Genomic DNA, 25128 nt, shown 5'->3' with positions numbered 1-25128 from the left:
CCCATGACGCAACGACACCTTTGCCGGAGATCATCCATCACTTGACCGAACTCCGAAAGGGGGTTTATCCGTCAAATGGCGAAAAGTCCGGCAGAAGCGAGGGAGAAGACCCCCGAGGCGCGGGGCGACTACTTGACGGCGCCGGCGGTCAGGCCGGACTGGATCTGCCGCTGGAAGATGATGTAGATGATCAGCATCGGCAGGATGGCCATGCTCAGCGCCGCGAAGAGCCCCGGCCAGTCGGCCTCGTAGCCGGCGCTCGTGTTGATGTTGGCGATGCCCTGCGTGATCAGCCACTTGTCCTCGACGTTGCCCGACAGCAGCACGATCGGCAGCAGGTACTGGTTCCACTGGCCGAGGATGTTGAAGATCGTGATGCTGATCAGGCCGGGCCTGGCCATCGGCATCATGATCTGGAAGAACGTCCGGGTGTGCGAGCAGCCGTCCATCATGGCCGCCTCGGCCACCGACGTGGGCAGCGTCTTGAAGAAGGCGGTCAGGAAGAACACCGTGAACGGCAGCGAGTAGGAGATGTAGACCAGGATCACGCCGGTGTAGGTGTCGGTGAGGTGGAAGCCCTTGACCACGAAGAACAGCGGGACCAGCGCGAGGAACACCGGGAACGCCAGCCCGGACACGAACAGGAAGTAGATCGCCCTGTTGCCCCAGAACCGGTAGCGCGCCAGCACGTACGCCGCCATCGAGCCGAACAGCATCGTGAAGAAGGTGCTGACGCCCACGACGAAGACGGTGTTCAGCATGTACCTGCCGACGTGCGCCTTGTCCCACGCCCGCCCCCAGGCCGCCCAGCTGAAGCTCTGCGGCAGCGCGAGCGGCGCGTCGCCGACGATCTCGGGGTTGGTCTTGAACGAGGCGAGGAAGGTCCACAGGATCGGGCCGATGACCAGGAGGGCCCACACGATCAGCGCGACGTGCGACAGGGCGCCGAACACGCCGACCGGGTTCCGCGGGCGCCGGGTCGTGGCCACGCGCGGCGCCTTGGCCACGCGCACCGCATCGGTTTGGAGCGCCATGTCTAGAACTCGATCCTCTCGCGCCGCGTCACGCGCAGGCTGAGCGCCGCGAACGTGATGGTCAGGAAGAACAGCGCCACGCCCATCGCCGAGGCGTAGCCGAACTTGGAGAAGGTGAACGCCGTCCGCCAGATCTCCAGGGGCAGCACCGTGGTGGCGTTGTCGGGGCCGCCCCGGTCCACCGACAGCACCTGCACCAGGGCGAAGCAGTCGAACGCCGCGATGCCGAGGTACACCCAGCCGACCTGGATGGTGTCCCAGATGAGCGGCAGCGTGATGCTGAAGAACAGCCGGAAGCGGCCCGCGCCGTCCAGGGCCGCCGCCTCGAACACGTCGCGCGGGATGGCCGACATGCCGGCGGAGAACAGCACGACGTAGAACCCGACGGACTGCCAGACGACCACGCCCATGATCGACCAGAGCGCGAGGTTGGTGTCGATGAGCCAGCCCACGTGGGAGATGCCCACGGTGGCGAGCAGGCCGTTCAGCACGCCGGTCCCGTCCGGGCGGTAGATCGCCTGGAACAGGACGCCGACCACGGCCACGGCCAGGACCTGGGGGAAGAAGTACACCACCCGGTAGAACCGCGACCCCCAGACGCCCTTCATCTTGCCGCTCCCGCTGCCGCCCCCGACGTTCAGCAGGAACGCGAAGAACAGCGCGATGGCGATGGTGATCAGCGGCATGGCGAGCAGCAGGAGGCCGTGGTGGCGCACCGCCGCCCAGAAGACGTCGTCGCCCAGCAGCCGGCCGAAGTTCTCGAAGCCGATGTACTGCGGGTTCGCCGAGATGCCCTTCCAGTTGGTCAGCGAGATGTAGAACGCCTGGATGTACGGGCTGATCACGAAGACCACGTACAGGACCAGCGGGATCGCCAGGAAGGAGACGATGAACCCGTAGGTCCGCATCTGGGCAGAGAGCAGCCTCGCGGCCAGCCCGCCGTCGCCATGCCGCATGATCTACTACACCGTCCGGTTCTGCTTGGTGATGGAGGAGTCGGCCTTGACCGAGTCGGCCTTCTTCTGCATGTTCGCGCAGAACTCCTCGGCCGAGATGCGGCCGAACATCAGCGAGTTGGTCTGCTTGCGCAGCTCGGTCTCGAGCTCCTTGTACCAGTTCTCGAAGCTGCTGTAGGTGACGACGTTGCTGCCCGCGGCCGTGAGGGCGTCGTTGACGCTCTTCAGGCCCGGGCTGAGCGCGAGCCCCTCGGCGGCGCCGGAGACGACGGTGAGGCTGCCGGACTTCTCGGTGAAGCCCTTCGCCCCCTCCTTGGAGAGCATGATGCGGGCGTACTCGAGGGCGCCGGCGGTGTTCTTGCCCTTGGCCGGGATGATGTAGGGCTCGCCCGCGGCCGAGCGGATCGCCTCGAACGGCATCTTGTCGGCCGAGGTCAGGCTCGGGGTCGGCGTGACGGCGTACTCGAACGAGTCGGGGGTGTTGGACTTCTGCTCGTTCTCCAGCCACGAACCGGACGGGTACAGCGCGACCTTGTCCTGGTTCTGCCTGGTCTGGACCTCGGTGTGGATGAGCCCTTCGTAGCTCTTGTCCATGAACTTGCCGATCTCGGCCCACGCGGCGGCCGACTGCTTGATCGAGTCGCGGTTCCAGACGCCGTCCACCAGGTTGTCGATGTCCATCAGGACCTGGTTGCCCTCGACCTTGGCGGCCGTGATCAGGATCATCCAGTACTGGTAGTAGGAGGCGTTCTTGCCTGCGTAGGCGTACGGCGTCAGACCGGCCTTCTTGATCGTCTCGCAGAGCGCCTTGAACTCGTCGAACGTCTTCGGCGGGGCCCAGCCCTTCTCCTGGAAGAGCTTGCCGTTGTACCAGAGGCCGTAGCCGCTGGAGACGTAGTTCAGGATGTACGGCTTGCCGGCGACGAAGCCCGACTCGTAGGTGCCGGGGATCAGGGTGTCCTTGATCTTCTTGCTCGGGTCGTCGATCGAGGGGGCCTCGAACAGCGGGGTGAGGTCCAGGAGCTGGCCCTCGGACTGCAGGGCGCCGTTGTCCATCAGGTCCGAGCCGGAGTTGGCGATGAAGTCGGGGACGTCGCCGCTGGCGAAACGGGGCTGCAGGGTCTGGGAGATCTGCTGCGTGGCGACGTGCTTGACCGACGCCTGCGGGAACTTCTTCTTGTACAGCGGCTCGTGCACGTCGGTGGCGTAGCCGTCACCGAGGCCGCCCTTGAAGATGACGACTTCGAGCGGGGCGTTCGCCGCGACCCCGAAGGGGTTGGCCGCCGAGGTCGCGGCGCCGCCGGCGGTGGCGGTGGCGCTCGGGGCGGCGGTGCCGGTGCCGCTGGTCGCGCAGGCGCTCAGGACGCCCGCCGCCGGTCCCGCGACGAGTGCGGTAAGGCCTATCCGGCGGAGCATCTGCCGCCGGGTGATCTCTCGGGGCGTGCCGGCGGAGTTGGACATGCAACCCTCCAGGAATGGGGCTATCAATTAGGAAAGTTTCCTAAACGTTTGGAGGAACGTACGTCCATCCCTCTACACCGTCAAGTGGTATGGGCCAAGCCGTGATCGAGCTGTGGCCGACCAGCATTCGACCCGCGACGAAGGGCCGCGCCGAGGCCTTTACGAAACCCCGGTGTAACCTCGCAACAGCACAGGTCATGGGCCGATGATGGCACAAACACCCCTCAATTCGACACCCCCCGAAGCCGGTCTAGACCAGATGCCCCACAGCCCCGGACCACACCCTCACAGGTCCGGTCGGCTTCCGCCCTCCGCGCCCGCCGAGGTCACGATCGAATAACGGGCGCCTCCGCGTCAGGTGAACACCCGGCGGCGTCCACGGGCCGGACCGATCCGCCGCGGCGCACCAGGAACGGCTAGCGTCGGCACGAACGGGAGCGAATACCCTTGAACACACCCCCACCGACGTCCCGTCCGCTTTCTCCCCTCTCGACCGAGACACCCGTACCTCCCTCTCGCCTCCCGCGACCCCGGCCCGCACCGCCCCCGATCTTCAAGGAGCCCGAGCTTGCCGCTCCAGATGACTGGCGCTCCCAGCGATCCCGACCTGATCCGCCTTCCGTGGGACGTCCCACTGGAGGAGTGGCCCGAGCACTACCTCGTGACGCTGCCACGCGGCATCTCCCGGCACATCGTCCGGTTCGCCCGGCTGTCCGGGCGGGTCTACGCGATCAAGGAGATCAGCGAGCGGTACGCCAAACGCGAGTACCAGCTCCTGTGGGACCTGAGCCGTCTGGACACCCCCTCCGTCGAACCGGTGGCCGTGGTCACCGGCCGGAGATCGGCCGACGGCGAGCCGCTGGACTCGGCGCTGATCACCCGCCACCTGCAGTTCTCGCTGCCCTATCGCGCCGTGCTGTCGGGGACGCTCCGCCCCGACACGCTCATCCGCCTGCTCGACGCCCTGGCCGTGCTCCTGGTGCGCCTGCACCTGTCCGGCTTCTTCTGGGGCGACTGCTCGCTGAGCAACACGCTGTTCCGGCGGGACGCGGGTGCCTTCGCCGCCTACCTGGTGGACGCCGAGACCGGTGAGCTCCACCCGGTGCTCACCGAAGGCCAGCGCGGCCATGACATCGACGTCGCCCACGTCAACATCTACGGCGAGATGCTCGACCTGGAGGCCGGCGGCCTGCTGCACCCCTCGATCGACCCGCTCGCCTTCGCCGAGCAGCTCATCGAGCGCTACCACCGGCTGTGGGCGGAGCTCACTCAGGAGGAGATCGTCGAGGAGGTGGAGTGGCACCGCATCGACCAGCGCATCCGGCGGCTGAACTCCCTCGGCTTCGACGTCGCCGAGATGATGGTCAGGCGCAAGGCCGGCACCGCCCGCCTGATCGTCCGGCCCAAAGTCGTGGACGCCGGCCACCACCAGCGCCGCCTTCTCCGTCTGACCGGGCTGGACGTCGAGGAGAACCAGGCCAGACGGCTGCTGAACGACCTGGACTCCTTCCGGGTGGCGAAGGGGCTGCGGCACGAGGACGAGGCGATCGTCGCGCACCGCTGGCTGGCCGAGATCTTCCAGCCGACCGTCACCGCCATTCCCGCCGAACTGCGCGGCAAGCTGGAGCCCGCCCAGCTCTTCCACGAGGTGCTCGACCACCGCTGGTACATGTCCGAGGCGGCGGGCCGCGACGTCGGCCTCGAGACGGCCCTGAAGTCCTACATCCAGACCGTGCTGGTCTTCAAGCCGGACGAGAAGGCCGTCATCGGCGAAGGCCACACCGCCGACCCCATCAACCCCTGACAGTGATGATGTAGGTGAGCGCCTCCCGGCGGGGCCGTGGGCACCGCCGCGCTGACTACGGTGGAGGGATGGAGAGGATCCTGGTCAGCGCGTGCCTGGTAGGGCGTCCGGTTCGCTTCGACGGCCGGGCCAAGACCCTCGACGACACGCTCCTCGCCCGGTGGCGCGCCGAAGGACGGCTCGTGGCCTTCTGCCCCGAGGTGGAGGGCGGTCTTCCGGTGCCGAGGCCGCCCGCCGAGATCGAGGGCGGCGCCGGCGGCGCCGCCGTGCTGTCCGGCGTGGCACGCGTCCTCACCCCCGACGGCGCCGACGTGACCCGGCACTTCCTGGCCGGCGCGCGGTCGGCGCTCGATGTCGCCCGGTCGACGGGCATCAAGCTCGCCGTCCTGAAGGAGGGCAGCCCGTCCTGCGGCAGCCTGCGCATCCACGACGGCGCCTTCCGCGGCCGGGTGACCCCCGGCGCCGGGGTGACGGCCGCCCTGCTGGAGGCGCACGGCATCCGCGTCTTCGGTGAGGACCGCCTGGCCGAAGCCGCCGCCTGCCTCGACGATCTGGAGTCCGCCACCGCTTGATCGTTCCCCGGAGGAACGACACCCAGCGGGAATTCCGGCACGAGAGGCATAGCTCGCGATTTCTACATTCGCGACAAATGCTGCTGTGTATGTATTTATGGCGTGAATACCGAGCGACGTTCGACGTCAAGCCTGCTACTTGGTCGGCTAATCCTTCTACATGATGAGACATCCTTCTATCTCCGGCCTTTCGCCGCTATTTACACAGAATCGGCTTCCTCGGTCATCTCTCTAAAGTGAGCCGCCAGGTACGAAGGGATCGACCGGCGAGGAGTCGACCGACCATGCTCGACATCGAGGACTGTCTCACCGACATCCTGGCCATTCCGGGCGCGCTGGACGTGCTCGTCATCGAGGACACCGGCAGCACGGCCGTCGCCGCGAGGACCGCCACGCGGCTCGATCCGCAGGAGTCGGCCACCGCGCTCACCCGCATCCTGCACGCCGCCCTCGACGGGCTGGCCCTGACATCCCCCGACGGAACGGTGCGGGTCGAGGACGTCATCATCACCTCCGACCAGGGCCATCACCTGCTCAGACCCCTGGAGACGGCGCTGACCGGGCCCATCCTGCTCTATCTGAGGCTGGACCTGGACCGCGCCAACCTCGCGCTCGCGCGCCACCGCCTGCGCACCATCTCCGGACGGCTGATCACGACGTGAACCATGTCCCCGCCCGGCGGCTGGAGACCGTCCTCGGCGACCTGGCCCGGGAGCGCGCCACCGGATCGCTCAAAGTGGGCCGCGCCGGCACGGTGTACCTCGCCGGCGGGCGGGTGACCTACGTGGAGAGCCCGAGCGCCCCCGGCGTCGAGAAGATCCTCGTCGCGTCCGGCCGCGTCAGCGCGTCCGCGTTGCGCGTCGCCCGCCGCCCGGGAACGGCGAACCGCCCAGGTGAACGGCTCGCGAAGCCCCCTGGCGACGGCGTCACCGAGCGGTCATGCGGCGTCACCGGCGACGCCGGTGACGCCCTGCTGCGGCGGGGCCTGCTGACGCGAGGCGAGCTGGAGCTGTGCGTGCTCGGCGCGATCCTCGACGCCGCGTTCTTCGTGCTGGCGGCGACCGGGACGCGCCACCGGTTCAAGGAGGGGGACCGGCACCCGTTCGGCGACCGGTGGTACTTCGACGTCGCCGGGCTGTTCCGCGAGTACGGCCGCAGGAGGGTTCAGTTGGACCGCGCATGGCCCTACCCGGAGCTGGACTCCCTGCCGGTGGTCATCACTCCGCGCATCACCGCCCAGCGCGTCGTGCTCACCCCCGTGCAATGGGAGGTGCTGCTCAACGCCGACGGGACGGCCACACCGCTCGACCTGGCGCGGCGGATCGGCCGGCCGGCGTATTCCGTGCTGCTCGCCGTACGGCAGTTCGGCGCGGCGGGACTGCTCCTGGCTCCGGGGAACGCGGCGCCTCTCCCGCCCGGGACCTCGGCGGACGGCGCCGCGCCCGCCCTGCCCCCCACCACGTCCTCCACCACGGGCTCCTCCACCGCGGTCACCTCATCGCCTTCGGCCGCCTCCTCCCCGGCGCTGCCGAAGCGGACCGCGCACGCGGGCCTTCGCCCGGACGCCGCACCGCACACGGCCGGGCCCGGACCGGAAGCGCCACCAGGGACAGGGCTTCCGCCGGTGAGCGGCGACCCCGCCGACATCAGCATGCTGATCAAGCTGCGCGATGCCCTGGAGAGGCTGTGAACGCTGCTGTCGACCGAGACGCGACGGCCGGCCCGGACGCGACGGCGTCATGAGGCTGCGGTCGCCCAAGCGGGCCGGAAAGAGGCTACCGATGGATCTACGCCGCGACGTGCACGAAGAGATGCTCCTCCTCCTGAAACGCATGGACGAGGTGACCGGCGCCCTTGTGTGCACGGTGGACGGGATGCTCGTGACGGCCGACGTGCGCGCCGACGCCGAGCAGGCGGCGGCGCTGACCTCGGCGCTGCACGCGATGAGCCACCGCATGACCGACCTGGTCCAGGCCGGCGCCCTGGAGGAGACGCTGATCTCCGGCGCCGGCGGCCACGCGGCCTGCTATGCCGCGGGCCCCAAGCTCGTTCTCACCATCCTGGCGGCCAGGGGCGCCAACCTCGGGCTGCTGCGGATGGAGGGACGCAAGACGGCGGCGCGACTCGCCGCCATCGTCGAACGGGCGCCGGCCGCCGGCTAGAAGGCGTCGGCCCCTCGTGACCCCGAGAGGAACAACGAAGAACATGGCCAGCATTGACGTCTCCCTGAAGGAGATGATGGCCGTCGACGGCGCGATCGGCGCCGCGGTGGTCGACTACAACAGCGGCATGGCGCTCGGCACGCTGGGCGGCTCCAAGGATCTCGACCTCCAGGTCGCGGCCGCGGGGAACACCGAGGTCATCAAGGCGAAGCTGCGCACGATGGAGGCCCTCCAGCTCAAGGACGGCATCGAGGACATCCTCATCACGCTGGGCGGTCAGTACCACATCATCCGCCCGCTGGCCGGCCGGGGTGGAAAGGGCCTGTTCCTGTACCTGGCGCTGGACCGGGGCCGCGCCAACCTGGCGATGGCGCGGCACTCGCTCCGCACCATCGAGGAGAAGCTGGACGTCTGACGCGTGCGAGGCGTCCGGCCGGCCGGACGCCTCGCACCAGGGACTTCATGGGGACTTCCGTCGTCCCGGTCGAGATACGGATGCGGAGAGGGACTAAAGGGTCAGTACGGCCAGCCGGGGACGTTCAGCCGGACGCTGTAGAGGCCGAAGTTGCCGGTGTTCCCGCCCCGGGAGGGCGTGCCCGAGGTGATGTACAGCGTCCGGCCGTCGGGGCCGCCGAAGGCGACGTTGGTGGTGTTCTGCCCGGCTGCGATGGTGCCGAGCTGCACGCCGGACGGCGCGTACACGTGGACCTTGCCGTCGTTGTAGGAGGCCTGGTAGAGGTTGCCGGCGCAGTCGATGGTCGCGCCGTCCGAACCGTTCAGGGACGCGAAGTCGGCCCGCGTGCCGACGCTGCCGTCGGCGTTGACCGGCCACTTGTAGACCCGCCCCGTACCGTTGCCGCCGACGTAGAGCGTCTTGCCGTCAGGCGAGAGCACGATGCCGTTCGGCTCCCGGATGGTGTCGTCGATCAGCGAGACGACGCCGTTCTTGACCCGGTACACGCCGGTGCGGCCGGACATCTGGTCCGGCCGGTTCGCTCGCTGGAAGTCGGGGTCGGTGAAGTAGACGGTGCCGTCGGCGCCGACGGTGAGGTCGTTCGGCGAGTTGAAGGCGCGGCCCTGGTACGAGGAGGCCACCACACCCCGGGTCCGGTCGGGCAGGCGGAAGGAGGAGACGCTGCGCTGGTCGTGCGTCGCGGCCAGCAGCGTGCCGCCGTCCCGGCTGAGCGCCAGGCCGTTGCTGCCGGAGCCGGCGATGAAGGTCTCGAAGGTGCTCGGCTCGGTGAACCGAAGCACGTCCGCGGGCTGGACGCCCTGCGACCCGGTGCCGTCCCGCATCAACGACAGCAGCAGGGTCTGGGTGGTGGCGTCCCAGACGGGGCCCTCCAGGAAGTTGAACCCGTCCCGGATCTTCGTCGCGGTCACCGACGCCGCCGGCAGCGGGTTGGGGTAGCTCGCGCCCGGTGTGCACGGCCCGACGCCAGGACGCGGCGTGCCCGGCGTCGGCGTCGGAGTCGGTGTGGGCGTGGGCGTGGGGGTCGGCGTCGGGGTCGGGCTCGGCGACGGCGTCGGGGTCGGGGTCGGCGTGGGGGTCGGGCTCGGCGTCGGAGTCGGAGTCGGGGTGAGGGTCACGGGCCCGCTGCACATGACGCCGTTGAGCCAGAACGTGTTGGGCAGGGGGTTGGCGCCGGTGATGGTCGCGGTGAACCCCATGCCGCTGACCGTGGCGTTGGTCGCGATGGAGCCGTTGTAGGCCACGCTGGTGGCGGACACGCGCGCGCCGGACTGCGTCCACGTGGCGTTCCAGCCGGACACGACCCTCTGGCCGGAGTCGGGGAAGTCGAACTCCAGCTTCCAACCGCTGATGGGGTCGCCGAGGTTGGTGATGGCCACGTCGCCCTGGAAGCCGCCGCCCCACTGACTGACGATCTTGTAGGTCACCTTGCATCCGGCGGCGGCCGCCGCCGGCATCGTCACCGCTGCGACTCCACCGGTGGCGGCCAGCGCGGCCGCCAGCGCGGCGGCCGCGAAAGTGGCGAGACTCCGTCTCATCAGGGCGTCCTTTCGAGGAACGACGACGGGCAGCCGCCGCCCGCGTCGGGGTGCCGGGCGGGGCGGGAAGCCACCGGCACGCCACGCGGCGCACCGCCTGCCGAGCGTCCCGAAATTAACCGATCAAGTCGACGGTCGCGATCGATCGCCGGTCAAGGCGTTCGCGGTGTGAGACGCCGTGTGATCACCCCGCGCCCGGCTGCCGGCCGCGCGCCGCGCCGACGACCGCCTCAGCCTGGGTGAACGCGACCGCCCGCCCGTCCGGCGAGCCGCTCAGCGGTCGAACGGAGCCCGGGCTGAGGCGTTGAAACGTTCAGCTCGCGTCGAGGGCGCCGGAGCGTTCGCCGCCGGGCACATCGGCGGCCACGCCGGCGGTCCTGCGCAGTTCCTGGAAGCCGCTGATCCGCCACACGACCAGTGCCGCGAGGACCGCCGCCGCGACGCCGGCGAGCGGGCGCGCGACCTCCAGCCGCGCGAGCCACGGGAGCGCGTCCTCCTCCAGCATCCGTTCCAGGGTGTTCTCGGTGGCCCGTATGCCGAAGAAGTACACCAGGTAGGCCGTCCACCACAGGAAGACCAGCCACGACGGGCGCTCGGCCCGCCTGCCGTCCGGCGGCGGGCCGGGCCGGCTGCTCAGCCAGATGTCGTCGATGATCCGCCTCGGCACGAACAGGTTGGCGATCGGGACGACCCACGCCACAACCAGCCACGGCCTGCCGTGACGGTGCTGGACCCAGCTCAGCCCCTCGGCGTTCGCCCGGGCGCGGAACAGCCAGACGATGTAGACCGCCGCGGCGACGGCGAGAACGCCCAGCCGCAGGTCCGAGCTCAGGTCGTAGAGATCGTCGAGCGACCGGGCGTCGCCGGCAGAGGACGGCTCCCCGGCCGCCGTGCGCCCGATCAGGGAGAACCTGATCGCCCCGATCACTCCGGCGAACAGCTCCACCACGCTCCACAGGGCCAGCGCCGCGACCACCGCGACCGCCCTGCCGTGGACGGGACGCGGCGGCGCCCCCGCCGGGGGGCGCAGGTGCGCGTCCGCGCCGAGGCCGCAGGTGGGGCACTTCACGGCGTCGGTGGGCAGCGCGAACCCGCACTGCGGACAGCCCATGAAGACTCCTCCTGCCAGGTGGCCCACGACGGTGGGGCGCCCAATGCTATTCGGCTCGCCGCCTCCGCGGGCGAGTTGGTCACTCGCCGGGTGGGGTGCCGATGACGGACGTGCCGAGGATGAGGTGGCCGGCGGGATCGCAGCCCAGGAGGTCTTCGAGGAGCTGATCGCGGAGGGCAGCGGTGAAGGTGATGTGCAACCCGGCCGCGGTTGCGAGCAGGTAGACGGTCTGGCTGAGGTGCCCGACGTCCATCATCAGGCTTCGGTAGACACGCGGGAAGGTGTACTTCCACTGGTTGCGGGCGATGACGCTGGTGTAGAAGATCAGTGCTCCGGCGCCGCCGACCCAGTCCTGGTCGCCGACCGCGGCCACGAGCCGCTGGTCGTCCAGACGGCGGTCGAGGAACTCCAGGGTGTGGTCGGCGGCGGCGTAATGGTAGGCGCCCGGGGCGAGACCCTGGACGTTGCGGGCGTAGAGGTAGATCTCGGTGGGGTGGCGGGCGCCACCGGAGGGGCTGGTCTTGAACACCCGCTGCCAGGAGTCGGTCAGCACCCCGTCGGGGTCGAGGGTGACACCCGCCGGGGTCAGGGGGCCGTCGGCCCGCGGCAGTGGGCCGGCCGCGGTCTTGAGCAGGGTGGCGACGGTCTCCAGCGGTAGCGCGGCGGCGCCGAAGTAGCGGCGGGTGCGGCGCCGGTGCAGCACGTCGATCAGGTCACGGTGGCGCCAGACGCCGGGGTCGGCCTCCGGCAGCGCGTGGCGGGTGGTGCCGGACAGGGACCAGAACGCCGGAGGCGGCGGGTCGGTGAGAACCTTGGCTTCGAGTTCCTCGTTGTCCTGCTCGGCGGTGCGCATGGCGGTGCCGGCGTGGGAGCGGGTGGAGAAATGGTACGCGCGGGCCAGCGGCCCCCACGGCCGCCAGGCCTGTTCGATGGCCTGTTCGCGCTGGTGACGGGGTCCGTCCTGAGTGATCAGGATCTCGTTCTCCGCCAGGACGGTGGCGGTCTTGTGCCAGTGAGCGGCCTCGTTCGCGTCATCCGACATCTCGCGGATGGAGTCCAGGTCGCGGAAGGTGGTGAACCAGCGCAGCACGCGCTCGACGCCGTCGGCGAGGGCGAGCTGGCGGTGGTCGAGGTAGTCGTCCCAGACCAGTTTGCCGGCGTCCCATATGAGGGCACCGCAGGCGGACAGGCGTACGTTCACCATGACCTCTGTTCTTCTGTGTGGGTGCTGTCCGTCGGACCGGCCTTCTGTGTGGGCGGTGTCCGTCAGGCCGGCTCGCGCCGAGCGGTCGGCAGGTCGGTTCGGGTGGCCGCCTGTCCGCGGCGGGCCACCGACAGGTGGGGATGGCCTGGTGCCGCCCGCTCCAGCACTTCCACCGCCCGGCTGTAGCAGGCGTGGGCCTGGCCGGGCTGGTCGAGGGCGCGGTGCAGGGCACCCAGATTGATCAGAGTGATCGTGGATTCCGGGTGACCCGGCCCCAGAACCGCGTCCTTGACGGCCAAGGCACGGGCGTAGTGCGCCTGAGCCGTCGCGAGGTCACCGCGGCGATGCGCTATGGCGGCGAGATTGTGCAAGGCGGCGGCGACATCGTGGTGCTGGGGGCCGTACGCGGCCTCGAAGACGGCGAGGGCACGCCGCAGTAGCACCTCGGCCTCGCCCGGGCGCCCGCAGGCGTCCACCAGCGCGGCCCAGGCCGCCAGGTCGGCGGCCACCCTCGGATGGTCCTCGCCCAGGAGGCGGGCGCGCACCTCGGCGGCGCGGCGGGCCCACGGCTCACCAGCCTGATGATCACCACGGGCGTGGGCGAGCCCTCCCAGGTTGTGGCAGATGGCGGCCACATCCTCGTGCTCACTCCCGCGAGCGGTCTCCAGGATCGTCAAGGCCCGCCGATACAGGGCCTCGGCCTGATCGAAACGGCCGGTGTACTTCCCCAATACTCCCCATTCGTTGCACACCGTGGCCACTTCCACTGACATCGGACCGAAGGTCCGCTCCGCAGTAGGAAGGGTGAGGGCGAACAACAGACCCGCCTTGCGGTAACCGCCACACGCGCGCCACAGACTCGCCAGCTCCCACTGGGCGCGGACGCGCTCCGCGCTCGAACCGTCGCGCCGAGCCTGGGCGACAGCGGCCCGGAAGGCCCGCTCCGCCGCCGCGAAGGCGTTCTCGGCGCGCCGCTTCCGCCCGTACCTCAGCAGCGTCTCGGCCGACGGCTCCACCGCAGCCGGGGCAGGGCGAGGGTCGCCGCTCACTACGCCTCCTGACGATCTCACCGGATGCTCACCTGCTCCGGCGACGATGGCGAACTCGGTCATGCCCGACCGGCTCCAGCCTTCGTGTGACGCGGCCGCGACCGGCACCGCCTGACGATCCACCGGCGACATGCCGCCTCCCAGGACGACGCCGGCCTGGGAGGCAGGTGCGAAGTCGCACGACGGCAGACCTAGGGCGTCACGGCGATCCGCGAAGCCCGGCCCGCCGCGGGCTCACACGTCGACCAGAACCTCATTGTGGTTGACGTTCAGGGCGGACTCCGGCCTGTCGTAGGCGTCGTCGTGGCTCTCGAACACCGCGGTCTCGTTGTGGTTGTGATTGAGGGCGGACTGCGGGTTGTCGTAGGCGTCCTCGTGGCTCTCGAACACCGCGGTCTCGTTGTGGTTGTGGTTCAGTGCGGACTGCGGGTTGTCGTAGGCGTCCTCGTGGGCTTCGAACACTTCGGGCTGCTGAGACATGACCGTGGCTCCTTGATCGATCGACCGCGTTTCCGCTGCTCTGACACTGGACTACCGAACGATCTCAACCACATGGTCATCGCCGCAATTCCTTTTCGCGCCGAAATCGATGACAGGAACCGCGGCCAGGCCCGTCTCCGTGAATTCGGCTGGTCCATGACCAGCGTGACGTCGCCCTCCGAAGCGGGTGGGACCTGCCCAACAATAAAGCAGGGCATGATTTCGGATACCAACTATCACCGATATATGCAATACCACGCCCGCTTGACCGCGACATGAAGTCGCGTGGTCAGCGGAGTCGCCGCACGTGATCGGCGATGGTCGTCGCGCACACCAGGGACTCGGTCCGGGTGGTGTCCACTTCCAGGTCATAGACCACACCTTCGTGGACGACCTCCGCCTGAGCGGCGGCCATGCCCCGGACGCGGTCGGGCCGGGCCGTCTCGCGCGCCGCGGCGATCGCGCTGTCGCACCTGACGCCGACCCACAGGACGTCCAGCCCGTCGAGGACCCGCCGCCACCGCTGCTGGGTCCCCGCTCCGCCGAGGAAGACGTCGTCGATGACGACCTGAGCGCCCGCGCGGGCCATCGCGGCGATCCCTGCCATCCACGCCGCTTGCAACCTCATGAACTCCGGCCCGACACTCACCCCGCCGTCCGGGGCGAACTCGATTCCCGCGTCCGACGTCCGCATCGATAGAGGCATCGCGTCAATGAGCGAGTCGACCCCCATGGCAAGCCATGGCTGCGGCAGAAGGGCCTGCAGATGCCGGACGATCTGGGATTTGCCCGCACTGGATCCGCCATTGAGCACGATCACCTGTGTCGTCATGGCGGCCACATTAGGGGCTGCCTTTCAGCCTCCGAAACCGTTTTCCGCTGGCGCCACCCGCGACGACCCGGTGCCCTTTCCGGTCGGATCACCGGCCATCGTGGACGTGCCGAAGCGCCGCTCGCGCCGGCGTTCAGGCGGAGGCCCGGACCTTGGGGAGGACCTCGGCGCCGAGACGGGCGATGTTCCGGATGGTGAGCGCCGGGTCGCCCGCCCCTTCCACCAGCAGGATCAGGTGGCGGACGCCGGTGCGCTCGATCGTGGTGAGCATCGTGTCCGCGCAGTGCCCGGGTGAGCCGACCGGATGCAGGCGGCAGAGCAGGCCGGCGTACTCGACCGGGTCCTTCGGGACGTACGGGCGGCCGTCCACCGGCCGGTAGCCCGAAAGGCCCGGCCCGAGCCAGCGCGGCAGCGTCTCCTCCATGACCGCGACCGCCTCGCGGGTCGTGTCCGCGACGTAGGCGACCCCCGCCGCCACGTGCGCCACCTCCGGCCCGCCGAGGTCGCCCGCCGCGGCGGTGTACTCCTCCACCATCGCGGCCTTCTCGGCGTCGCCGACGTGCATGCCGAGCAGCATGGGCAGCCCGCGCGCCGCCGCCAGGCGGACGGTGCCCGCCGAGGTCGCCGCGACGACCGGGAGCATCGGCCGGGCAGGGCGGGGCACCATCGCGACCTCCCGGAAGCGGAACCGCTCGCCCTCGGCGGAGACCCGCTCACGGCCGAGGGCGGCGAGCAGCACGTCCAGGCTCTCCTCGAAGCCGTTCTCGTACCGGTCGAGCCCGGTGCCGAAGACCTCCAGGTCCACCCAGGGGCCGCCACGCCCGACGCCGAGCCGGAACCGGCCGCCGGAGACGCGGTCGAGCAGCGCGGCCTGCTCGGCGAGCGCCACCGGGTGACAGGTGGACAGCACGCTCACCGCCGTGCCGACCGTCACGCGCTCGGTGCGGCCCAGCACGTACCCGGCGAGCGTCACGGCCGAGGGGCACATGCCGTACGACATGAAGTGGTGCTCGGCGATCCACACGTCGTCGAACCCGGCCCGCTCGGCGGCCACCGCCGCCTCCACGGCCGCGGCGAGGACCTCACCGTGGTCCATCCCGGGAAACCCGGCCGCCGGCAGAAAGACCCCCACCCGTACCCCGACACCCATGCCCCCACTCTCCCACCGCGTCCTCCGCGAGACCACGACGCGCCACGCGAACCCGGTGCAGCGAGGTGATCTCCACCCCTCCATTTCGCACACTTGTGCGATACGGTGAGGACTCGGCGAGCGAAGGACATCGATGAGAAAGATCATCTGCTCCATGTCCGTGTCCCTCGACGGTTACATGGAGGGCCCGAACCGCGAGATCGACTGGCACATGGTCGACGACGAGCTGCACGAGCACTTCAACCAGCGGCTTCAGGCGATGGGCGCATTCATCAGCGGCCGCGTCACCCATGAGCTCATGGCCGAGTTCTGGCCCACCGCCGACTCCGACCCGGCGAACACCGGGCCCGTGAAGGAGTTCGCCGGCATCTGGCGTGACACGCCCAAGATCGTGTTCTCCCGGACCCTGGAGAAGGCCGACTGGAGCACCACCATCCTCCGGGAGGTCGACGCCGACGAGATCAGGGCCCTCAAGGCGCGGCCCGGCGGAGACCTCGCGCTCGGGGGCGCCGACCTCATCTCGGCCTTCATGCGGCTCGACCTGGTCGACGAGTACGCCATCTACGTCCACCCGGTGCTCATCGGCGCGGGCAAGCCCCTGTTCCCCCTCTCCGGCGCCAAGATCCCACTCCGCCTCGCCGAGACCCGCACCTTCGGCAACGGCGTCGTCCTCCTCCGCTACGAGCGCGCCGAGCCCCCGGTGTCCACCTGACCCGGAAGTCCGGATCTTCGACATCCACGATCTGGACCACATCGCCATGGTCGCCTCCGAGGTCCTCCCGCACGTCGCCGCGACGAATGTGACCGGTCCCCGACCACGTCTCGGCAGCGCGGCGGTTCCCCGGGACGCGGAGGCGAGGATCATGGGCGTCATCGGTGAGAGAGTGCGGGCCGTTCTGATCACCGGCGACGGGCACTTCCTGACCATCAAGCGGGTCAGGCCGGGGCAGGCGCCCTACTGGGTGCTCCCCGGGGGCGGCGTGGAGCCCGCCGACGACGGGCTGGAAGCGGCGCTGCACCGCGAGATCCAGGAGGAACTGGCCGGTCAGGCGGAGATCCACTCGTTGCTCGGCGTGGTCGACAGCGGGCCGGACCGCCAGCACATCTACCTGGCCAGGATCCTCCGGTACGACTTCGCGGCCCGGTCAGGCCCCGAGGCCAGAGAGGACGTGCGCGGCGAGTACCTGCTGCACCCGCTGCCGCTCACCTCGGCCGCCCTCACGACCATCGCGCTGATGCCCCCGCAAGTCGCCACACTTCTGGCCCACTGCCTCACGATCACCGACGACCTGTTCACCCTCCCCGACAAGCGCGCTCCCCGGCACGGGAGTGATCGTCCTCCCACTTTCGGGCCTCGGCGATGATGTAGGCGACCGCCTCCGCGATCTCATCGACCGGGAACAGCATCCGATACGCGTCGCCCATTCGGGGATTCACCCTGTATGAGAACCGCTGCGCGGCACGGACGACCGTGACCGCCGCGCGAGCTTCTCCGTCCCTTCCTACTATCTCCAGCCACGGCGGAACACGAGGAAGGGCATCACCGGGTTCCGGGCCGGCCGCGTAAGGCGGCGTTTCGGCCAGGCGCGCGAAGATTCCGTACTCGGCCAGGCCATGCTGCAGCGTCGCCAGCAGCGCGTGATGTTCGCCGCCCATATCAGCGTCCATACCGCCCGGCTTCATCGTCCGGTCACCTCGAACCAGACCACCCGTCCCGCCACGTTCTCGTACCACCCCCACGACGCGGCCAGCTCTCTCACCAGCCACAGTCCTCGGCCTCCCTCGCTGTCCGCGTCCAGCTCGGCGGGCACCCGGGGAGCCGAGATCGTGGAGCCGCCGTCGGCCACCTCGACGCGGAAGGCGCCACGGCGACGGAACACAGCGACCGTCAAGACGCCGGAGGACCGCCGCGAGTCCGCGTGCTTGACCGCGTTCGCGACCAGTTCGCCGACCAGCAGCTCGGCATCGTCCGCATCCATATGACCGGCCGCCCGCAGGAGGGCGCCGACCTGCCTGCGGGCTCGCGGAACCGACGCCGTCTCCATCGGCAGATCCACCAGGCCCATGAGCTTCGCCGTGCGTACCGCCTCAGCACTCATCAGCGCATCACCGTTCTTCCGATAATCCAGAGACCGCGATCACCTCTGTCCGGATTAATCCATTAGCGAGGCGAATTGTCGCCGCACCGTCATGACATCGTCCGGATAAAAGTTCGGACTTCCAGAGTGCCGACTTATAACCTGTCGACGGGAAGAACTTCCGCCGACAATCGACCGACAGAAACCCCCGCACGGCGTGACCACACGTCAGCATTCGCGTCATCGAATGTCATGCACGCCACAGGAGAACCCCGGAGGCGACAATGGGAAACGATCTCGATCCACGCCTTTCTCCAGTTCAGCGCTTCGGCCGTGAGCTGGCGCGAGTACGCAGAGAGGCGAGGCTGTCCCAGGCCCGCCTTGCCGCGCATCTCGGCGTCTCGTCATCGCTCGTCGGCCATATCGAGATCGGCGACCGGAATCCGAACAGGGATCTAGCGGCACGATGCGACGTGGCGCTGAGAACCGGCGACCTTTTCTCCCGGCTCTACCGGAATATCGCCTCTCCGTCCAGCCCGATATGGTTTGTCAGATGGCTGGATGACATTGAGCCGCGAGCACGAGCGCTTCGAAGCTGGGACCCCCTGCTCGTCCCTGGCCTCCTGCAGACGGAGGAGTACGCGCGGGCGGTCTTCGAGGGAGGCCGCGCCGCCCCGCCAGAGGAGATCGAGCAACGGGTCCTCGCCCGCGTGCGGCGCAAGCAGATCCTCGAACAGGACAGGCCACCGGAGCTCTGGGTGCTCATCGACGAATGGGTGCTCAAGCGCCCCCTGGGAAACGCCAAGGTGATGCGCGACCAACTCGACTACCTGACGGACCTCGCCGAACGCCGCCACATCACCGTGCAGGTGGTCCCCTACGACAGCCCCTGCACCGACGGCCTGCTGTCGAGCTTCACCATCGCCGAACTACCGGACGCGCCGACAGCCGTCTCCATAGAGTCGGCAGGGAAGGGCGAAGTCTCCTCAGAACACGATCTTGTCACCGATATCTGGGGGCAGTATGACAGGCTGAGAGCACAGGCATTTCGTCCGATTGATTCTCTCGAGAAGATCAGGGAAGCGAGAGCCCAGTGGAATCACTAGATTCGATCGCCGTGGATCTCTCCAGGGCGGCATGGCGGAAGAGTTCTCGTAGTGGCAACACCGGCGGGAATTGCGTTGAGGTCGCCCTCAACCTGTCCGGTGCCGTGGCCATGCGCGACAGCAAGCGTCCCAATGGGCCGGCCGTGGTCTGTTCTCCTACCGCCTGGCGGTCGTTCATGCGCGGGGTGAAGCACGACCAGCCCGGCTTCTGAGCCTTCAACCGCCACGTAGCGATAACCGGCAAGAAGCAGCACATCGCCGCCGGCCACTGCCGCAGTTCACCAGCGGCCGGCGGCCCGCCGGTCGGTCGGTCGGTCAACGCCGTCACCCACCGGACCGCCCCTGCCGCCACCCGGTGCGGGCTGATCGGAGTGACGTGCGCTCGTGTATTGCCCGTGCGGCCGCCATTCTGCATAGTGAGATCATCACGGCTGATCCACGAGGCGCCGCGTCCGCCCCGTGTCCGTTCGCCGCCGCGCGCACACGCGCCGTCCGGCGGTGACGGGCGCCGGCACCACCCTGTGCGTCGGCGCGGCGCTCGGAGCGCGTCCGGAAGGCGGTGTCGTCACGTGGCGGGAACGGACAGGGTCGGGATCAGGCTTCGTGTGCTCATGGAGCCGCTGCACGGGGCCCGCTACGAGGACATCCGCGCGCTCGCGCTCGCCGCCGAGCGCAGCGGGTTCGACGGGTTCTTCCGCTCCGACCACCTGCTCGGCGTCGACCCGGAGGACCGGATCTACCGGCCGACCGACTCCTGGACGACACTCGCCGGGCTTGCCCGGGACACCGAGCGCGTACGGCTCGGCACGCTGGTGACCGCAGGGACGTTCCGCGCCCCCGGCCTGCTGGCGGCCATCGTCGCCTCGGTGGACGAGATGAGCGGCGGCCGCGTCGAGTTCGGACTCGGCACCGGCTGGTTCGCCCGGGAGCATGCCGCGTTCGGCCTCCCGTTCCCGGACACGGGCGAGCGCTTCGACCGGCTGGAAGAGCAGCTCGCCATCATCACCGGGTTGTGGCGCACGCCCGCCGGCGCCGACCGCGGGTTCTCCTTCGAGGGCGTCCACTATCGCGTCGAGGACAACCGCACCCCGCCCCGGCCGGTCCAGACGCCGCACCCACCGATCCTGATCGGCGGCACCGGGCCACGGCGAACCCCGGCGATCGCCGCAAGGTACGCCTCCGAGTACAACACCGGGCTGGGCGGCGACCTGCGCGAGCAGATGACCGTCTTCACCCGGGCCTGCGAGCGCATCGGCCGCGACCCCGGCGAACCGCGGCGTTCGACGGCGCTGGCCGTCGCCTGCGGGTCCACCCCCGCCGACGTGGAGCGCCGCGCGGCCGCCATCCAGGCGGACTTCTTCCGCAGCACGGCGGCCATCGGCTCCCCCGACCAGGTCGCCGAGCGCATCGCGGGCTTCGGCGCGATGGGCATCGACACCGTCTACCTGTTCATCTTCGACATCCACGACCTGGACCACATCGCCCTGATCGGCTCCGAGGTCCTCCCCCACGTCGCGACGACAAAGGTCGCCGGCCCCTGACCACGTCTCGGCGGCGCGGCGCCTCCTAGAGCGCGGAGGCGAGGAACCTGGACGTCATGGGTGAGGACGTCGTGAGTGAGAGCGGGCCGTTTGGCGATGCGTGCTCTGATGAGGCCGGCGCGAGACGGCCGGCCGTCTCGCGCCGGGGTCTGTGCGAGGAGGTCGCCTACGAACCGCTGATCACCTTGTCGGATCGCAGGCTCTCCGTTCGCGTGCGAAGCGTGGTCCGCAGTGCCTTCGCCTCGGCGTCGATCTCCGCGACATCCGCTCGCTCGTTGCGCTTGTAGCTCGCGACCAGGCCGTCGAGCAGCGCGGAGGCCGTGCCGCCGGCCAGGAGCTTTCGATACAGGACCCGGTACTGCTCCTCGTAGACCTTCTTGAAGGCGGGCGTCTTGAGGAACTTCTCCTTCAGCGGGTGGCCCATGCGCATCATGCCGCCCGCCGGACGCCGCCGGCCTTCCTCGGGCGGGGTGACGCCCTCCGGCCGCTGCCCCTGCGGCTGCTGGGCTCGGCCCTGTTGAGGTCGGCCGGGACCCATGCCCATGCTCGCCGTCTCGTGCACGCCCAGTTTCGCGTCACCGTTGAAGGCGAAGTTGAGGTCCCAGGTGATGACCGTGAACTTCTTGGTGTCCTGGTCGTACCAGAGGTAGTAGTTCTTGCCCGGGCCGGCCATGTCGTCGAAGTTCATCATGATGTTCTGCAGGGCTACGTAGCGGGCGAACGATTCCACCTCCAGGCGTTCGGCGAGCCCGGCGGCGAACTCGGCGCCGGAGACCTCGTTGACCCACTTGATCAGGTCGATGACCGGTTGCCGATCCTTGCCACCGACCTGGTTGATCTGCTTGAAGTCGTTTGTGTACTCGGTCTGGTCCTCGCCTTTGTAGGTGAAGGAGCCGGAGGCCAGTGACTTGTACAGGACGCCTTCGCCGAGGCTCGCGGCGTAGTCCTCGTCGAGGTACTCCACGAGCAGGCGCGGTGTGGAGGCACGGCCGTTGACGGTGAAGGCGCTGTAGGTGGAGCGTTGGGTCGGTTCGCCGGAGGCGCCGACCAGCGCGATGCCGAGCGCCTCGTTGAGCAGCGTGTTCGACCCCATGGCGGCAGGGCGTACGGCGATCTGGCTGTGGCCCTGGTAACGGCGTCCCTCCACGAATTCGTCGAAGCGGATCAGCCAGGGCAATTTCTCCGGCTCTTCGGCCTTGAGCGACGCGAGCCCGCCGAACCCGCCGCGTGGAGGCTGCCCAGGCTGGGGTTGGACAGGCTGGGGTTGCCCGGTCGGGGGTTGCCCGGTCTGCGGCTGTCCATCGCCGGGCGGTTGGAATCCTTCAGGGGGTTGGAAGCCTTCGGGAGGCTGAAAGCCCTCAGGGGGTTGGAAACCCTCGGGAGGCTGGAAACCCTCGGGCGGCTGAAAGCCCTCGGGCGGCTGTCCGCCCCGGCCACCGGGGAAGCCGCCCGGCCCTCCCATACGGGACTTGCCCTTCCAGGTCAGCCCCGCCAGCGTGGAGTTGCCCTTGAGGCGGACGCCCACGCTCTGGACGCGGGTGCCGTCGATCGTCAGGTCGGCTTCGACGTACTTCTTCTCGCCGTCGTTGAAGTATTCGCCCAGCATGTCCTCGTACGCCTCGTCGGTGAAGGTGAGCTTCACCTCGTGCGGCAGCGAAGTGTCGAACAGGTTCTTGGTCCCTGTGAGGTTCTGGGTGACGGCGCCGGCGGAGGCGGTCTGGGCGGTGGCGACGTAGGGGCGGACCGTTCCGTTGCCGAACACGCCCCAGCAGACGGCCAGGAATGCCGCGCACAGCGCGACGAGCTTGTAGTTGTGCCGCAGCTTGACCGGGATCCGGTGCCGGAGACGGCGGGCGGGTGGTGTCATGGCCGGCTACAGGTCGGTCTGGTCGTATCCGGTCAGCACGGTGACCGACTGGCCGTGGTTGCGCTCGCGCAACGCCGCGATCACCTCGGACGGCTCGCTGCCCTTCTTTATCTTGACCGTGTACATCAGCTCAATCAGCGCCCCTGCCCTGATGGACTCCATGCTGACCAGTTCGAACTCGTCGGTGTGCTGGATCAGCACGTCCTGGATGACGTGCGTGTAGTCCTCGTCCGACGGCACCTGCACCTTGACGACCTGGCGTCGCACGTTGAGCGCGAACCAGTTGAAGCGGTACATGACCACGATGATCAGGGAGATCGCCACCGCGGCCGCGATGGCGAGCACGTAGAAGCGGGTGCCGACCGCCATGCCGACGCCCATCACCAGGAAGATGAAACCGACGTCGCGGGTCTCCTTGATGGCGTTGCGGAAGCGGACCACGGAAAGGGCGCCGACCAGCGCGAAGGCGCGGGCGATGTTGGAGCCGACCACCAGCATGATCAGTGAGATGAGCATGCCGAGGATGACCAGGGTCTGCACGTAGGACTGGCTGTAGGACACGTTGCGGTGCGTGGCCCGGTACACCCAGCCGATCATCGCGCTCAGCACGAACGACAGCGACAGGGCGATGGCGATGTCGGCCACGCTGAACGTGCCGGACAGATCCTGAAAGGAGAAGGGCATGAGGGGTCAGGCCTCCGGGTGGTCCATCGACCGGTCGCGGCCGAGAGCATGATCGTGATCGGGGATGTGGAAGATCGAGCGCGGCGCCAGCCCGTAGGCCTCCACGCCCTGGCAGTACTTCGAGACCCGCACCACCTGCAGGTTCCTGGCGGCGGTCAGGTCGGTCAGCCAGTACGGCACCCGCTCGTTGGCCTTGACCTCCATGATCGCCTTGCGGGGCGGCACGATGAGCCGGTTCTCCGCGTCGGCGCCGAGGTGGAAGTCGCGATCGCGGCCGCGGATGCGCCGGTCGAAGGTGACGCGCAGACCGACGTCGGCGTCGCGGCCCATGTAGGCGTGGCGGGTGTAGCCGGTCATCGCGGTGGCCCGCAGGTCGAGCCGGGAAACCAGGTCGAGGACCTCCTCCAGGAAGGCCCGCTGCGACGGCTCGTGCTCGACCATCCGCCGGTCGTCGCACAGACCCAGCGCGTCGGCGTACGGCAGGCTCACCCGGCGTTTCTGGGTGACCCGGTTGATCCGCTGCTTGATCTCCACGAACACCGGGGTCCTCTCGTCGATCGAGAACCGGTCGCCGTAGTGGCGCACGCGCAGTTTGCGGCGGAACTTCAGGCCCTCGATCTTCTCCCAGTAGAAGCGCAGTCGCCGGGTGTCGTAGTAGACGCTCCAGATGCTGTAGCCCTCTTCGGGACAGTGCCTGTCGCGATCGAGCCGCCGTTCCATCTCCGCGCGCAGGTCGTCCGCCTGATCACTGTCGATCAGATACTTGATCTCGTAGCGGTTGAAGGCGTGCAGCGCGCTCGGCGCGCGCAGCCGGTGACCCGCGTCGCCGTCCGCGAGTGCCGCCGCCGGTTCAGGGCTCTGACTTCTGGAGACGATCTGTCGGCGAAACCTTCGCAGCATGTCCCTCCTTCCGTGTCAGCGCACATCCGACACGACGAAGCTGGGAATAATGTGTGAACTGCGGCCCAACCGGAGGTGAACAGTCTCAGTCATGGGGGCGGTACAGGGGAAGCTGGATGGGCCGTTCGCGGTCGCGGGCCTGAGCGGCCTGGAGCACGTCGCCCGCCAGCACGCGCAGGTCCACCGTGCTCGGTTCCAGGGTGGGCTCCTGATCGAGGCGGGCCAGCGGCAGCATGTCCTCCACCAGCACGCTCATCCGCTCGGCCTCGCCCCCGCGACAGCAGGGAGCGCTTCAGCAGCAGCACCCCTGCCACCGCGAAGACCGCCAGGCCCGTGGCGCACAGCGCCACCAATGCGGCCAGCAGCCGCAGCCGCAGCGGCCACGGGCGGCCTGCCACCCTCATGACGGGCCCTGCAGCCGGTAACCCACGCCCCGCGAGGTGTGGATCAGCGGCTCGCCACCGGCGTCGATCTTCCGTCGCAGGTAACTGATGTAGGACTCCACGATCCTGGTGTCACCGTCGAAATCGAAATCCCAGACCCGCTGCAGGATCTGCGTCTTGCTCACCACCCGCTCGGCATTGATCATCAGATAGCGCAGCAGGGCGAACTCCGTCGGCGACAGGTGGATCGCCCGTCCGGCCCGCCGCACCGTGTGGGCCTCCTCGTCGAGCTCCAGGTCCGCGTAACGCAGCACGTCGTCGTCGATCCGCTCCTCCGGCGGCCGGATCCGGCGCAGGATGGCGCGCAGCCGCAGGACCACCTCCTCCAGACTGAAGGGCTTGGTGACGTAGTCGTCGCCTCCGGCGGTCAGGCCGGCGATGCGATCGGAGACCGCGTCCTTGGCGGTCAGGAAGAGCACCAGCGGGCTGTCGGGCGCCTCGCGCAACCTGCGCGCCACGGTGAACCCGTCGAGGTCGGGCAGCATCACGTCCAGCACGATGATGTCGGGCCGCTCCCGCGCCACCGCGTCGAGCGCCGCTCTCCCGCTGGAGGCGGTCCGCACCGCGAAGCCATTGAGGCCGAGCGCCTCGGACAGCAACTCGCGGATGTTCGGCTCGTCGTCGACGACCAGCACCTTCGCGGCGGCGGGGGAATCAGTCATGACCTCGTTCTACGCGGTCCGT

28 protein-coding genes are annotated in these 25128 nt (G+C 69.1%); 11 read left to right on the top strand and 17 right to left on the bottom strand.

The features are described 5' to 3' along the window. Positions 1–128: 128 nt before the first annotated feature. The 3 genes from ACFO60_RS10805 to ngcE are packed head-to-tail and all read right to left on the bottom strand — an operon-like array spanning position 129 to position 3451. Entirely contained in the window at positions 129–1034 is a 906-nt protein-coding gene (locus ACFO60_RS10805) for a carbohydrate ABC transporter permease (protein ID WP_380839712.1), read from the bottom strand. Positions 1035–1036: 2 nt separating this feature from the next. Then, a complete protein-coding gene (locus ACFO60_RS10800; RefSeq protein ID WP_380839711.1) occupies positions 1037–1990 on the bottom strand; it encodes a carbohydrate ABC transporter permease in 954 nt (317 codons plus the stop codon). A 6-nt stretch (positions 1991–1996) separates the two neighbouring features. Then, entirely contained in the window at positions 1997–3451 is a 1455-nt protein-coding gene (ngcE, locus tag ACFO60_RS10795; protein WP_380839710.1) for an N-acetylglucosamine/diacetylchitobiose ABC transporter substrate-binding protein, read from the bottom strand. 568 nt (positions 3452–4019) lie between these two features. Here ngcE and ACFO60_RS10790 point away from each other — a divergent pair. From ACFO60_RS10790 to ACFO60_RS10765, 6 genes are all read left to right on the top strand, one after another. Next, positions 4020–5255, top strand: coding sequence for a DUF4032 domain-containing protein (locus ACFO60_RS10790; protein WP_380839708.1), 1236 nt, complete (start codon positions 4020–4022; stop codon positions 5253–5255). A 68-nt stretch (positions 5256–5323) separates the two neighbouring features. Beyond that, the gene (locus tag ACFO60_RS10785; protein ID WP_380839706.1) at positions 5324–5827 is read left to right on the top strand and encodes a 2-thiouracil desulfurase family protein; all 504 of its coding nucleotides are present in this window, start codon (positions 5324–5326) and stop codon (positions 5825–5827) included. Positions 5828–6111: 284 nt separating this feature from the next. Beyond that, a complete protein-coding gene (locus tag ACFO60_RS10780; protein WP_380839704.1) occupies positions 6112–6489 on the top strand; it encodes a roadblock/LC7 domain-containing protein in 378 nt (125 codons plus the stop codon). Next, complete coding sequence (locus ACFO60_RS10775) at positions 6486–7517, top strand: hypothetical protein (RefSeq protein ID WP_380839701.1); 1032 nt, start codon at positions 6486–6488, stop codon at positions 7515–7517. The genes ACFO60_RS10780 and ACFO60_RS10775 overlap by 4 nt, the downstream gene beginning before the upstream one ends. 91 nt (positions 7518–7608) lie before the next feature. Beyond that, positions 7609–7989, top strand: coding sequence for a roadblock/LC7 domain-containing protein (locus tag ACFO60_RS10770; RefSeq protein ID WP_380839699.1), 381 nt, complete (start codon positions 7609–7611; stop codon positions 7987–7989). A 43-nt stretch (positions 7990–8032) separates the two neighbouring features. Further along, on the top strand, positions 8033–8404 hold the full coding sequence (locus ACFO60_RS10765; RefSeq protein ID WP_380839697.1) for a hypothetical protein: 372 nt from the start codon (positions 8033–8035) through the stop codon (positions 8402–8404). 101 nt (positions 8405–8505) lie between these two features. Here ACFO60_RS10765 and ACFO60_RS10760 read toward each other — a convergent pair whose 3' ends face one another. The 7 genes from ACFO60_RS10760 to ACFO60_RS10730 all read right to left on the bottom strand — a co-directional run bounded on the left by ACFO60_RS10760 (position 8506) and on the right by ACFO60_RS10730 (position 15825). Continuing rightward, on the bottom strand, positions 8506–9999 hold the full coding sequence (locus tag ACFO60_RS10760; protein WP_380839694.1) for an SMP-30/gluconolactonase/LRE family protein: 1494 nt from the start codon (positions 9997–9999) through the stop codon (positions 8506–8508). Positions 10000–10312: 313 nt separating this feature from the next. Next, positions 10313–11110: a DUF4328 domain-containing protein gene (locus tag ACFO60_RS10755; protein ID WP_380839692.1), complete on the bottom strand. Its 798-nt coding sequence runs from the start codon at positions 11108–11110 to the stop codon at positions 10313–10315. A gap of 79 nt (positions 11111–11189) precedes the next feature. Then, positions 11190–12314, bottom strand: coding sequence for a SagB family peptide dehydrogenase (locus ACFO60_RS10750; protein ID WP_380839690.1), 1125 nt, complete (start codon positions 12312–12314; stop codon positions 11190–11192). 62 nt (positions 12315–12376) lie between these two features. Then, entirely contained in the window at positions 12377–13363 is a 987-nt protein-coding gene (locus tag ACFO60_RS10745; RefSeq protein ID WP_380839688.1) for a tetratricopeptide repeat protein, read from the bottom strand. Between the two features lie 234 nt (positions 13364–13597). Beyond that, the gene (locus ACFO60_RS10740) at positions 13598–13843 is read right to left on the bottom strand and encodes a hypothetical protein (protein ID WP_380839687.1); all 246 of its coding nucleotides are present in this window, start codon (positions 13841–13843) and stop codon (positions 13598–13600) included. Between the two features lie 289 nt (positions 13844–14132). Further along, a complete protein-coding gene (gene cpt, locus ACFO60_RS10735) occupies positions 14133–14675 on the bottom strand; it encodes a chloramphenicol phosphotransferase CPT (RefSeq protein ID WP_380839686.1) in 543 nt (180 codons plus the stop codon). Positions 14676–14808: 133 nt separating this feature from the next. Next, positions 14809–15825 (bottom strand): LLM class flavin-dependent oxidoreductase, encoded by a 1017-nt coding sequence (locus ACFO60_RS10730; protein ID WP_380839684.1) that lies wholly within the window; start codon positions 15823–15825, stop codon positions 14809–14811. A gap of 133 nt (positions 15826–15958) precedes the next feature. On the opposite strand from ACFO60_RS10730, the gene ACFO60_RS10725 reads away from it, so the two are divergent. Both ACFO60_RS10725 and ACFO60_RS10720 read left to right on the top strand, forming a co-directional pair. Beyond that, the gene (locus ACFO60_RS10725) at positions 15959–16537 is read left to right on the top strand and encodes a dihydrofolate reductase family protein (protein WP_380839682.1); all 579 of its coding nucleotides are present in this window, start codon (positions 15959–15961) and stop codon (positions 16535–16537) included. 151 nt (positions 16538–16688) lie between these two features. After that, positions 16689–17189, top strand: coding sequence for an NUDIX domain-containing protein (locus ACFO60_RS10720; RefSeq protein WP_380839680.1), 501 nt, complete (start codon positions 16689–16691; stop codon positions 17187–17189). Here the strand turns inward: ACFO60_RS10720 and ACFO60_RS10715 are convergent. Continuing rightward, positions 17119–17508: a hypothetical protein gene (locus tag ACFO60_RS10715; RefSeq protein ID WP_380839678.1), complete on the bottom strand. Its 390-nt coding sequence runs from the start codon at positions 17506–17508 to the stop codon at positions 17119–17121. The genes ACFO60_RS10720 and ACFO60_RS10715 overlap by 71 nt on opposite strands. Further along, a complete protein-coding gene (locus ACFO60_RS10710; protein ID WP_380839676.1) occupies positions 17505–17924 on the bottom strand; it encodes an ATP-binding protein in 420 nt (139 codons plus the stop codon). The genes ACFO60_RS10715 and ACFO60_RS10710 overlap by 4 nt, the downstream gene beginning before the upstream one ends. Before the next feature lie 263 nt (positions 17925–18187). Between ACFO60_RS10710 and ACFO60_RS10705 the strand changes: the two genes are divergently transcribed. The 3 genes from ACFO60_RS10705 to ACFO60_RS10695 all read left to right on the top strand — a co-directional run bounded on the left by ACFO60_RS10705 (position 18188) and on the right by ACFO60_RS10695 (position 20550). Beyond that, entirely contained in the window at positions 18188–19009 is an 822-nt protein-coding gene (locus ACFO60_RS10705; protein ID WP_380839673.1) for a helix-turn-helix domain-containing protein, read from the top strand. Next, positions 18997–19221 (top strand): DUF397 domain-containing protein, encoded by a 225-nt coding sequence (locus tag ACFO60_RS10700; protein WP_380839671.1) that lies wholly within the window; start codon positions 18997–18999, stop codon positions 19219–19221. Before ACFO60_RS10705 ends, ACFO60_RS10700 begins: the two co-directional genes overlap by 13 nt. A 399-nt stretch (positions 19222–19620) precedes the next feature. Then, positions 19621–20550 carry a TIGR03560 family F420-dependent LLM class oxidoreductase gene (locus ACFO60_RS10695; RefSeq protein ID WP_380839670.1) on the top strand — a complete coding sequence of 310 codons (930 nt, stop codon included), beginning with the start codon at positions 19621–19623 and terminating at the stop codon, positions 20548–20550. A gap of 166 nt (positions 20551–20716) precedes the next feature. Here ACFO60_RS10695 and ACFO60_RS10690 read toward each other — a convergent pair whose 3' ends face one another. The 5 genes from ACFO60_RS10690 to ACFO60_RS10670 all read right to left on the bottom strand — a co-directional run bounded on the left by ACFO60_RS10690 (position 20717) and on the right by ACFO60_RS10670 (position 25106). Then, a complete protein-coding gene (locus ACFO60_RS10690; RefSeq protein ID WP_380839668.1) occupies positions 20717–22417 on the bottom strand; it encodes a CotH kinase family protein in 1701 nt (566 codons plus the stop codon). A 6-nt stretch (positions 22418–22423) separates the two neighbouring features. Next, positions 22424–23101: a DUF4956 domain-containing protein gene (locus ACFO60_RS10685; RefSeq protein ID WP_380839666.1), complete on the bottom strand. Its 678-nt coding sequence runs from the start codon at positions 23099–23101 to the stop codon at positions 22424–22426. A 6-nt stretch (positions 23102–23107) separates the two neighbouring features. Next, positions 23108–24001, bottom strand: coding sequence for a polyphosphate polymerase domain-containing protein (locus ACFO60_RS10680; RefSeq protein ID WP_380839665.1), 894 nt, complete (start codon positions 23999–24001; stop codon positions 23108–23110). Positions 24002–24086: 85 nt separating this feature from the next. Beyond that, positions 24087–24257, bottom strand: coding sequence for a hypothetical protein (locus ACFO60_RS10675; protein WP_380839663.1), 171 nt, complete (start codon positions 24255–24257; stop codon positions 24087–24089). A gap of 144 nt (positions 24258–24401) precedes the next feature. Further along, complete coding sequence (locus ACFO60_RS10670) at positions 24402–25106, bottom strand: response regulator transcription factor (protein WP_380839662.1); 705 nt, start codon at positions 25104–25106, stop codon at positions 24402–24404. Positions 25107–25128: the final 22 nt, after the last annotated feature.

This window comes from Sphaerisporangium dianthi (assembly GCF_042654065.1).
Classification (GTDB): Bacteria; Actinomycetota; Actinomycetes; order Streptosporangiales; family Streptosporangiaceae; genus Sphaerisporangium; species Sphaerisporangium dianthi.
Note: the sequence above shows the minus strand (reverse complement) of the source record. Positions and strands in the feature narration are given on the sequence as shown.

Bases quoted from the DNA above. Each gene is read 5' to 3' on its own strand.
- ACFO60_RS10805 (WP_380839712.1), bottom strand. From the start codon at position 1,034: ATGGCGCTCCAAACCGATGCGGTGCGCGTGGCCAAGGCGCCGCGCGTG.
- ACFO60_RS10800 (WP_380839711.1), bottom strand. From the start codon at position 1,990: ATGCGGCATGGCGACGGCGGGCTGGCCGCGAGGCTGCTCTCTGCCCAG.
- ngcE (WP_380839710.1), bottom strand. From the start codon at position 3,451: ATGTCCAACTCCGCCGGCACGCCCCGAGAGATCACCCGGCGGCAGATG.
- ACFO60_RS10785 (WP_380839706.1), top strand. From the start codon at position 5,324: ATGGAGAGGATCCTGGTCAGCGCGTGCCTGGTAGGGCGTCCGGTTCGC.
- ACFO60_RS10780 (WP_380839704.1), top strand. From the start codon at position 6,112: ATGCTCGACATCGAGGACTGTCTCACCGACATCCTGGCCATTCCGGGC.
- ACFO60_RS10770 (WP_380839699.1), top strand. From the start codon at position 7,609: ATGGATCTACGCCGCGACGTGCACGAAGAGATGCTCCTCCTCCTGAAA.
- ACFO60_RS10765 (WP_380839697.1), top strand. From the start codon at position 8,033: ATGGCCAGCATTGACGTCTCCCTGAAGGAGATGATGGCCGTCGACGGC.
- ACFO60_RS10760 (WP_380839694.1), bottom strand. From the start codon at position 9,999: ATGAGACGGAGTCTCGCCACTTTCGCGGCCGCCGCGCTGGCGGCCGCG.
- ACFO60_RS10755 (WP_380839692.1), bottom strand. From the start codon at position 11,110: ATGGGCTGTCCGCAGTGCGGGTTCGCGCTGCCCACCGACGCCGTGAAG.
- ACFO60_RS10750 (WP_380839690.1), bottom strand. From the start codon at position 12,314: ATGGTGAACGTACGCCTGTCCGCCTGCGGTGCCCTCATATGGGACGCC.
- ACFO60_RS10740 (WP_380839687.1), bottom strand. From the start codon at position 13,843: ATGTCTCAGCAGCCCGAAGTGTTCGAAGCCCACGAGGACGCCTACGAC.
- cpt (WP_380839686.1), bottom strand. From the start codon at position 14,675: ATGACGACACAGGTGATCGTGCTCAATGGCGGATCCAGTGCGGGCAAA.
- ACFO60_RS10730 (WP_380839684.1), bottom strand. From the start codon at position 15,825: ATGGGTGTCGGGGTACGGGTGGGGGTCTTTCTGCCGGCGGCCGGGTTT.
- ACFO60_RS10725 (WP_380839682.1), top strand. From the start codon at position 15,959: ATGAGAAAGATCATCTGCTCCATGTCCGTGTCCCTCGACGGTTACATG.
- ACFO60_RS10720 (WP_380839680.1), top strand. From the start codon at position 16,689: ATGGGCGTCATCGGTGAGAGAGTGCGGGCCGTTCTGATCACCGGCGAC.
- ACFO60_RS10715 (WP_380839678.1), bottom strand. From the start codon at position 17,508: ATGAAGCCGGGCGGTATGGACGCTGATATGGGCGGCGAACATCACGCG.
- ACFO60_RS10710 (WP_380839676.1), bottom strand. From the start codon at position 17,924: ATGAGTGCTGAGGCGGTACGCACGGCGAAGCTCATGGGCCTGGTGGAT.
- ACFO60_RS10705 (WP_380839673.1), top strand. From the start codon at position 18,188: ATGGGAAACGATCTCGATCCACGCCTTTCTCCAGTTCAGCGCTTCGGC.
- ACFO60_RS10695 (WP_380839670.1), top strand. From the start codon at position 19,621: ATGGAGCCGCTGCACGGGGCCCGCTACGAGGACATCCGCGCGCTCGCG.
- ACFO60_RS10690 (WP_380839668.1), bottom strand. From the start codon at position 22,417: ATGACACCACCCGCCCGCCGTCTCCGGCACCGGATCCCGGTCAAGCTG.
- ACFO60_RS10685 (WP_380839666.1), bottom strand. From the start codon at position 23,101: ATGCCCTTCTCCTTTCAGGATCTGTCCGGCACGTTCAGCGTGGCCGAC.
- ACFO60_RS10680 (WP_380839665.1), bottom strand. From the start codon at position 24,001: ATGCTGCGAAGGTTTCGCCGACAGATCGTCTCCAGAAGTCAGAGCCCT.
- ACFO60_RS10675 (WP_380839663.1), bottom strand. From the start codon at position 24,257: ATGAGCGTGCTGGTGGAGGACATGCTGCCGCTGGCCCGCCTCGATCAG.
- ACFO60_RS10670 (WP_380839662.1), bottom strand. From the start codon at position 25,106: ATGACTGATTCCCCCGCCGCCGCGAAGGTGCTGGTCGTCGACGACGAG.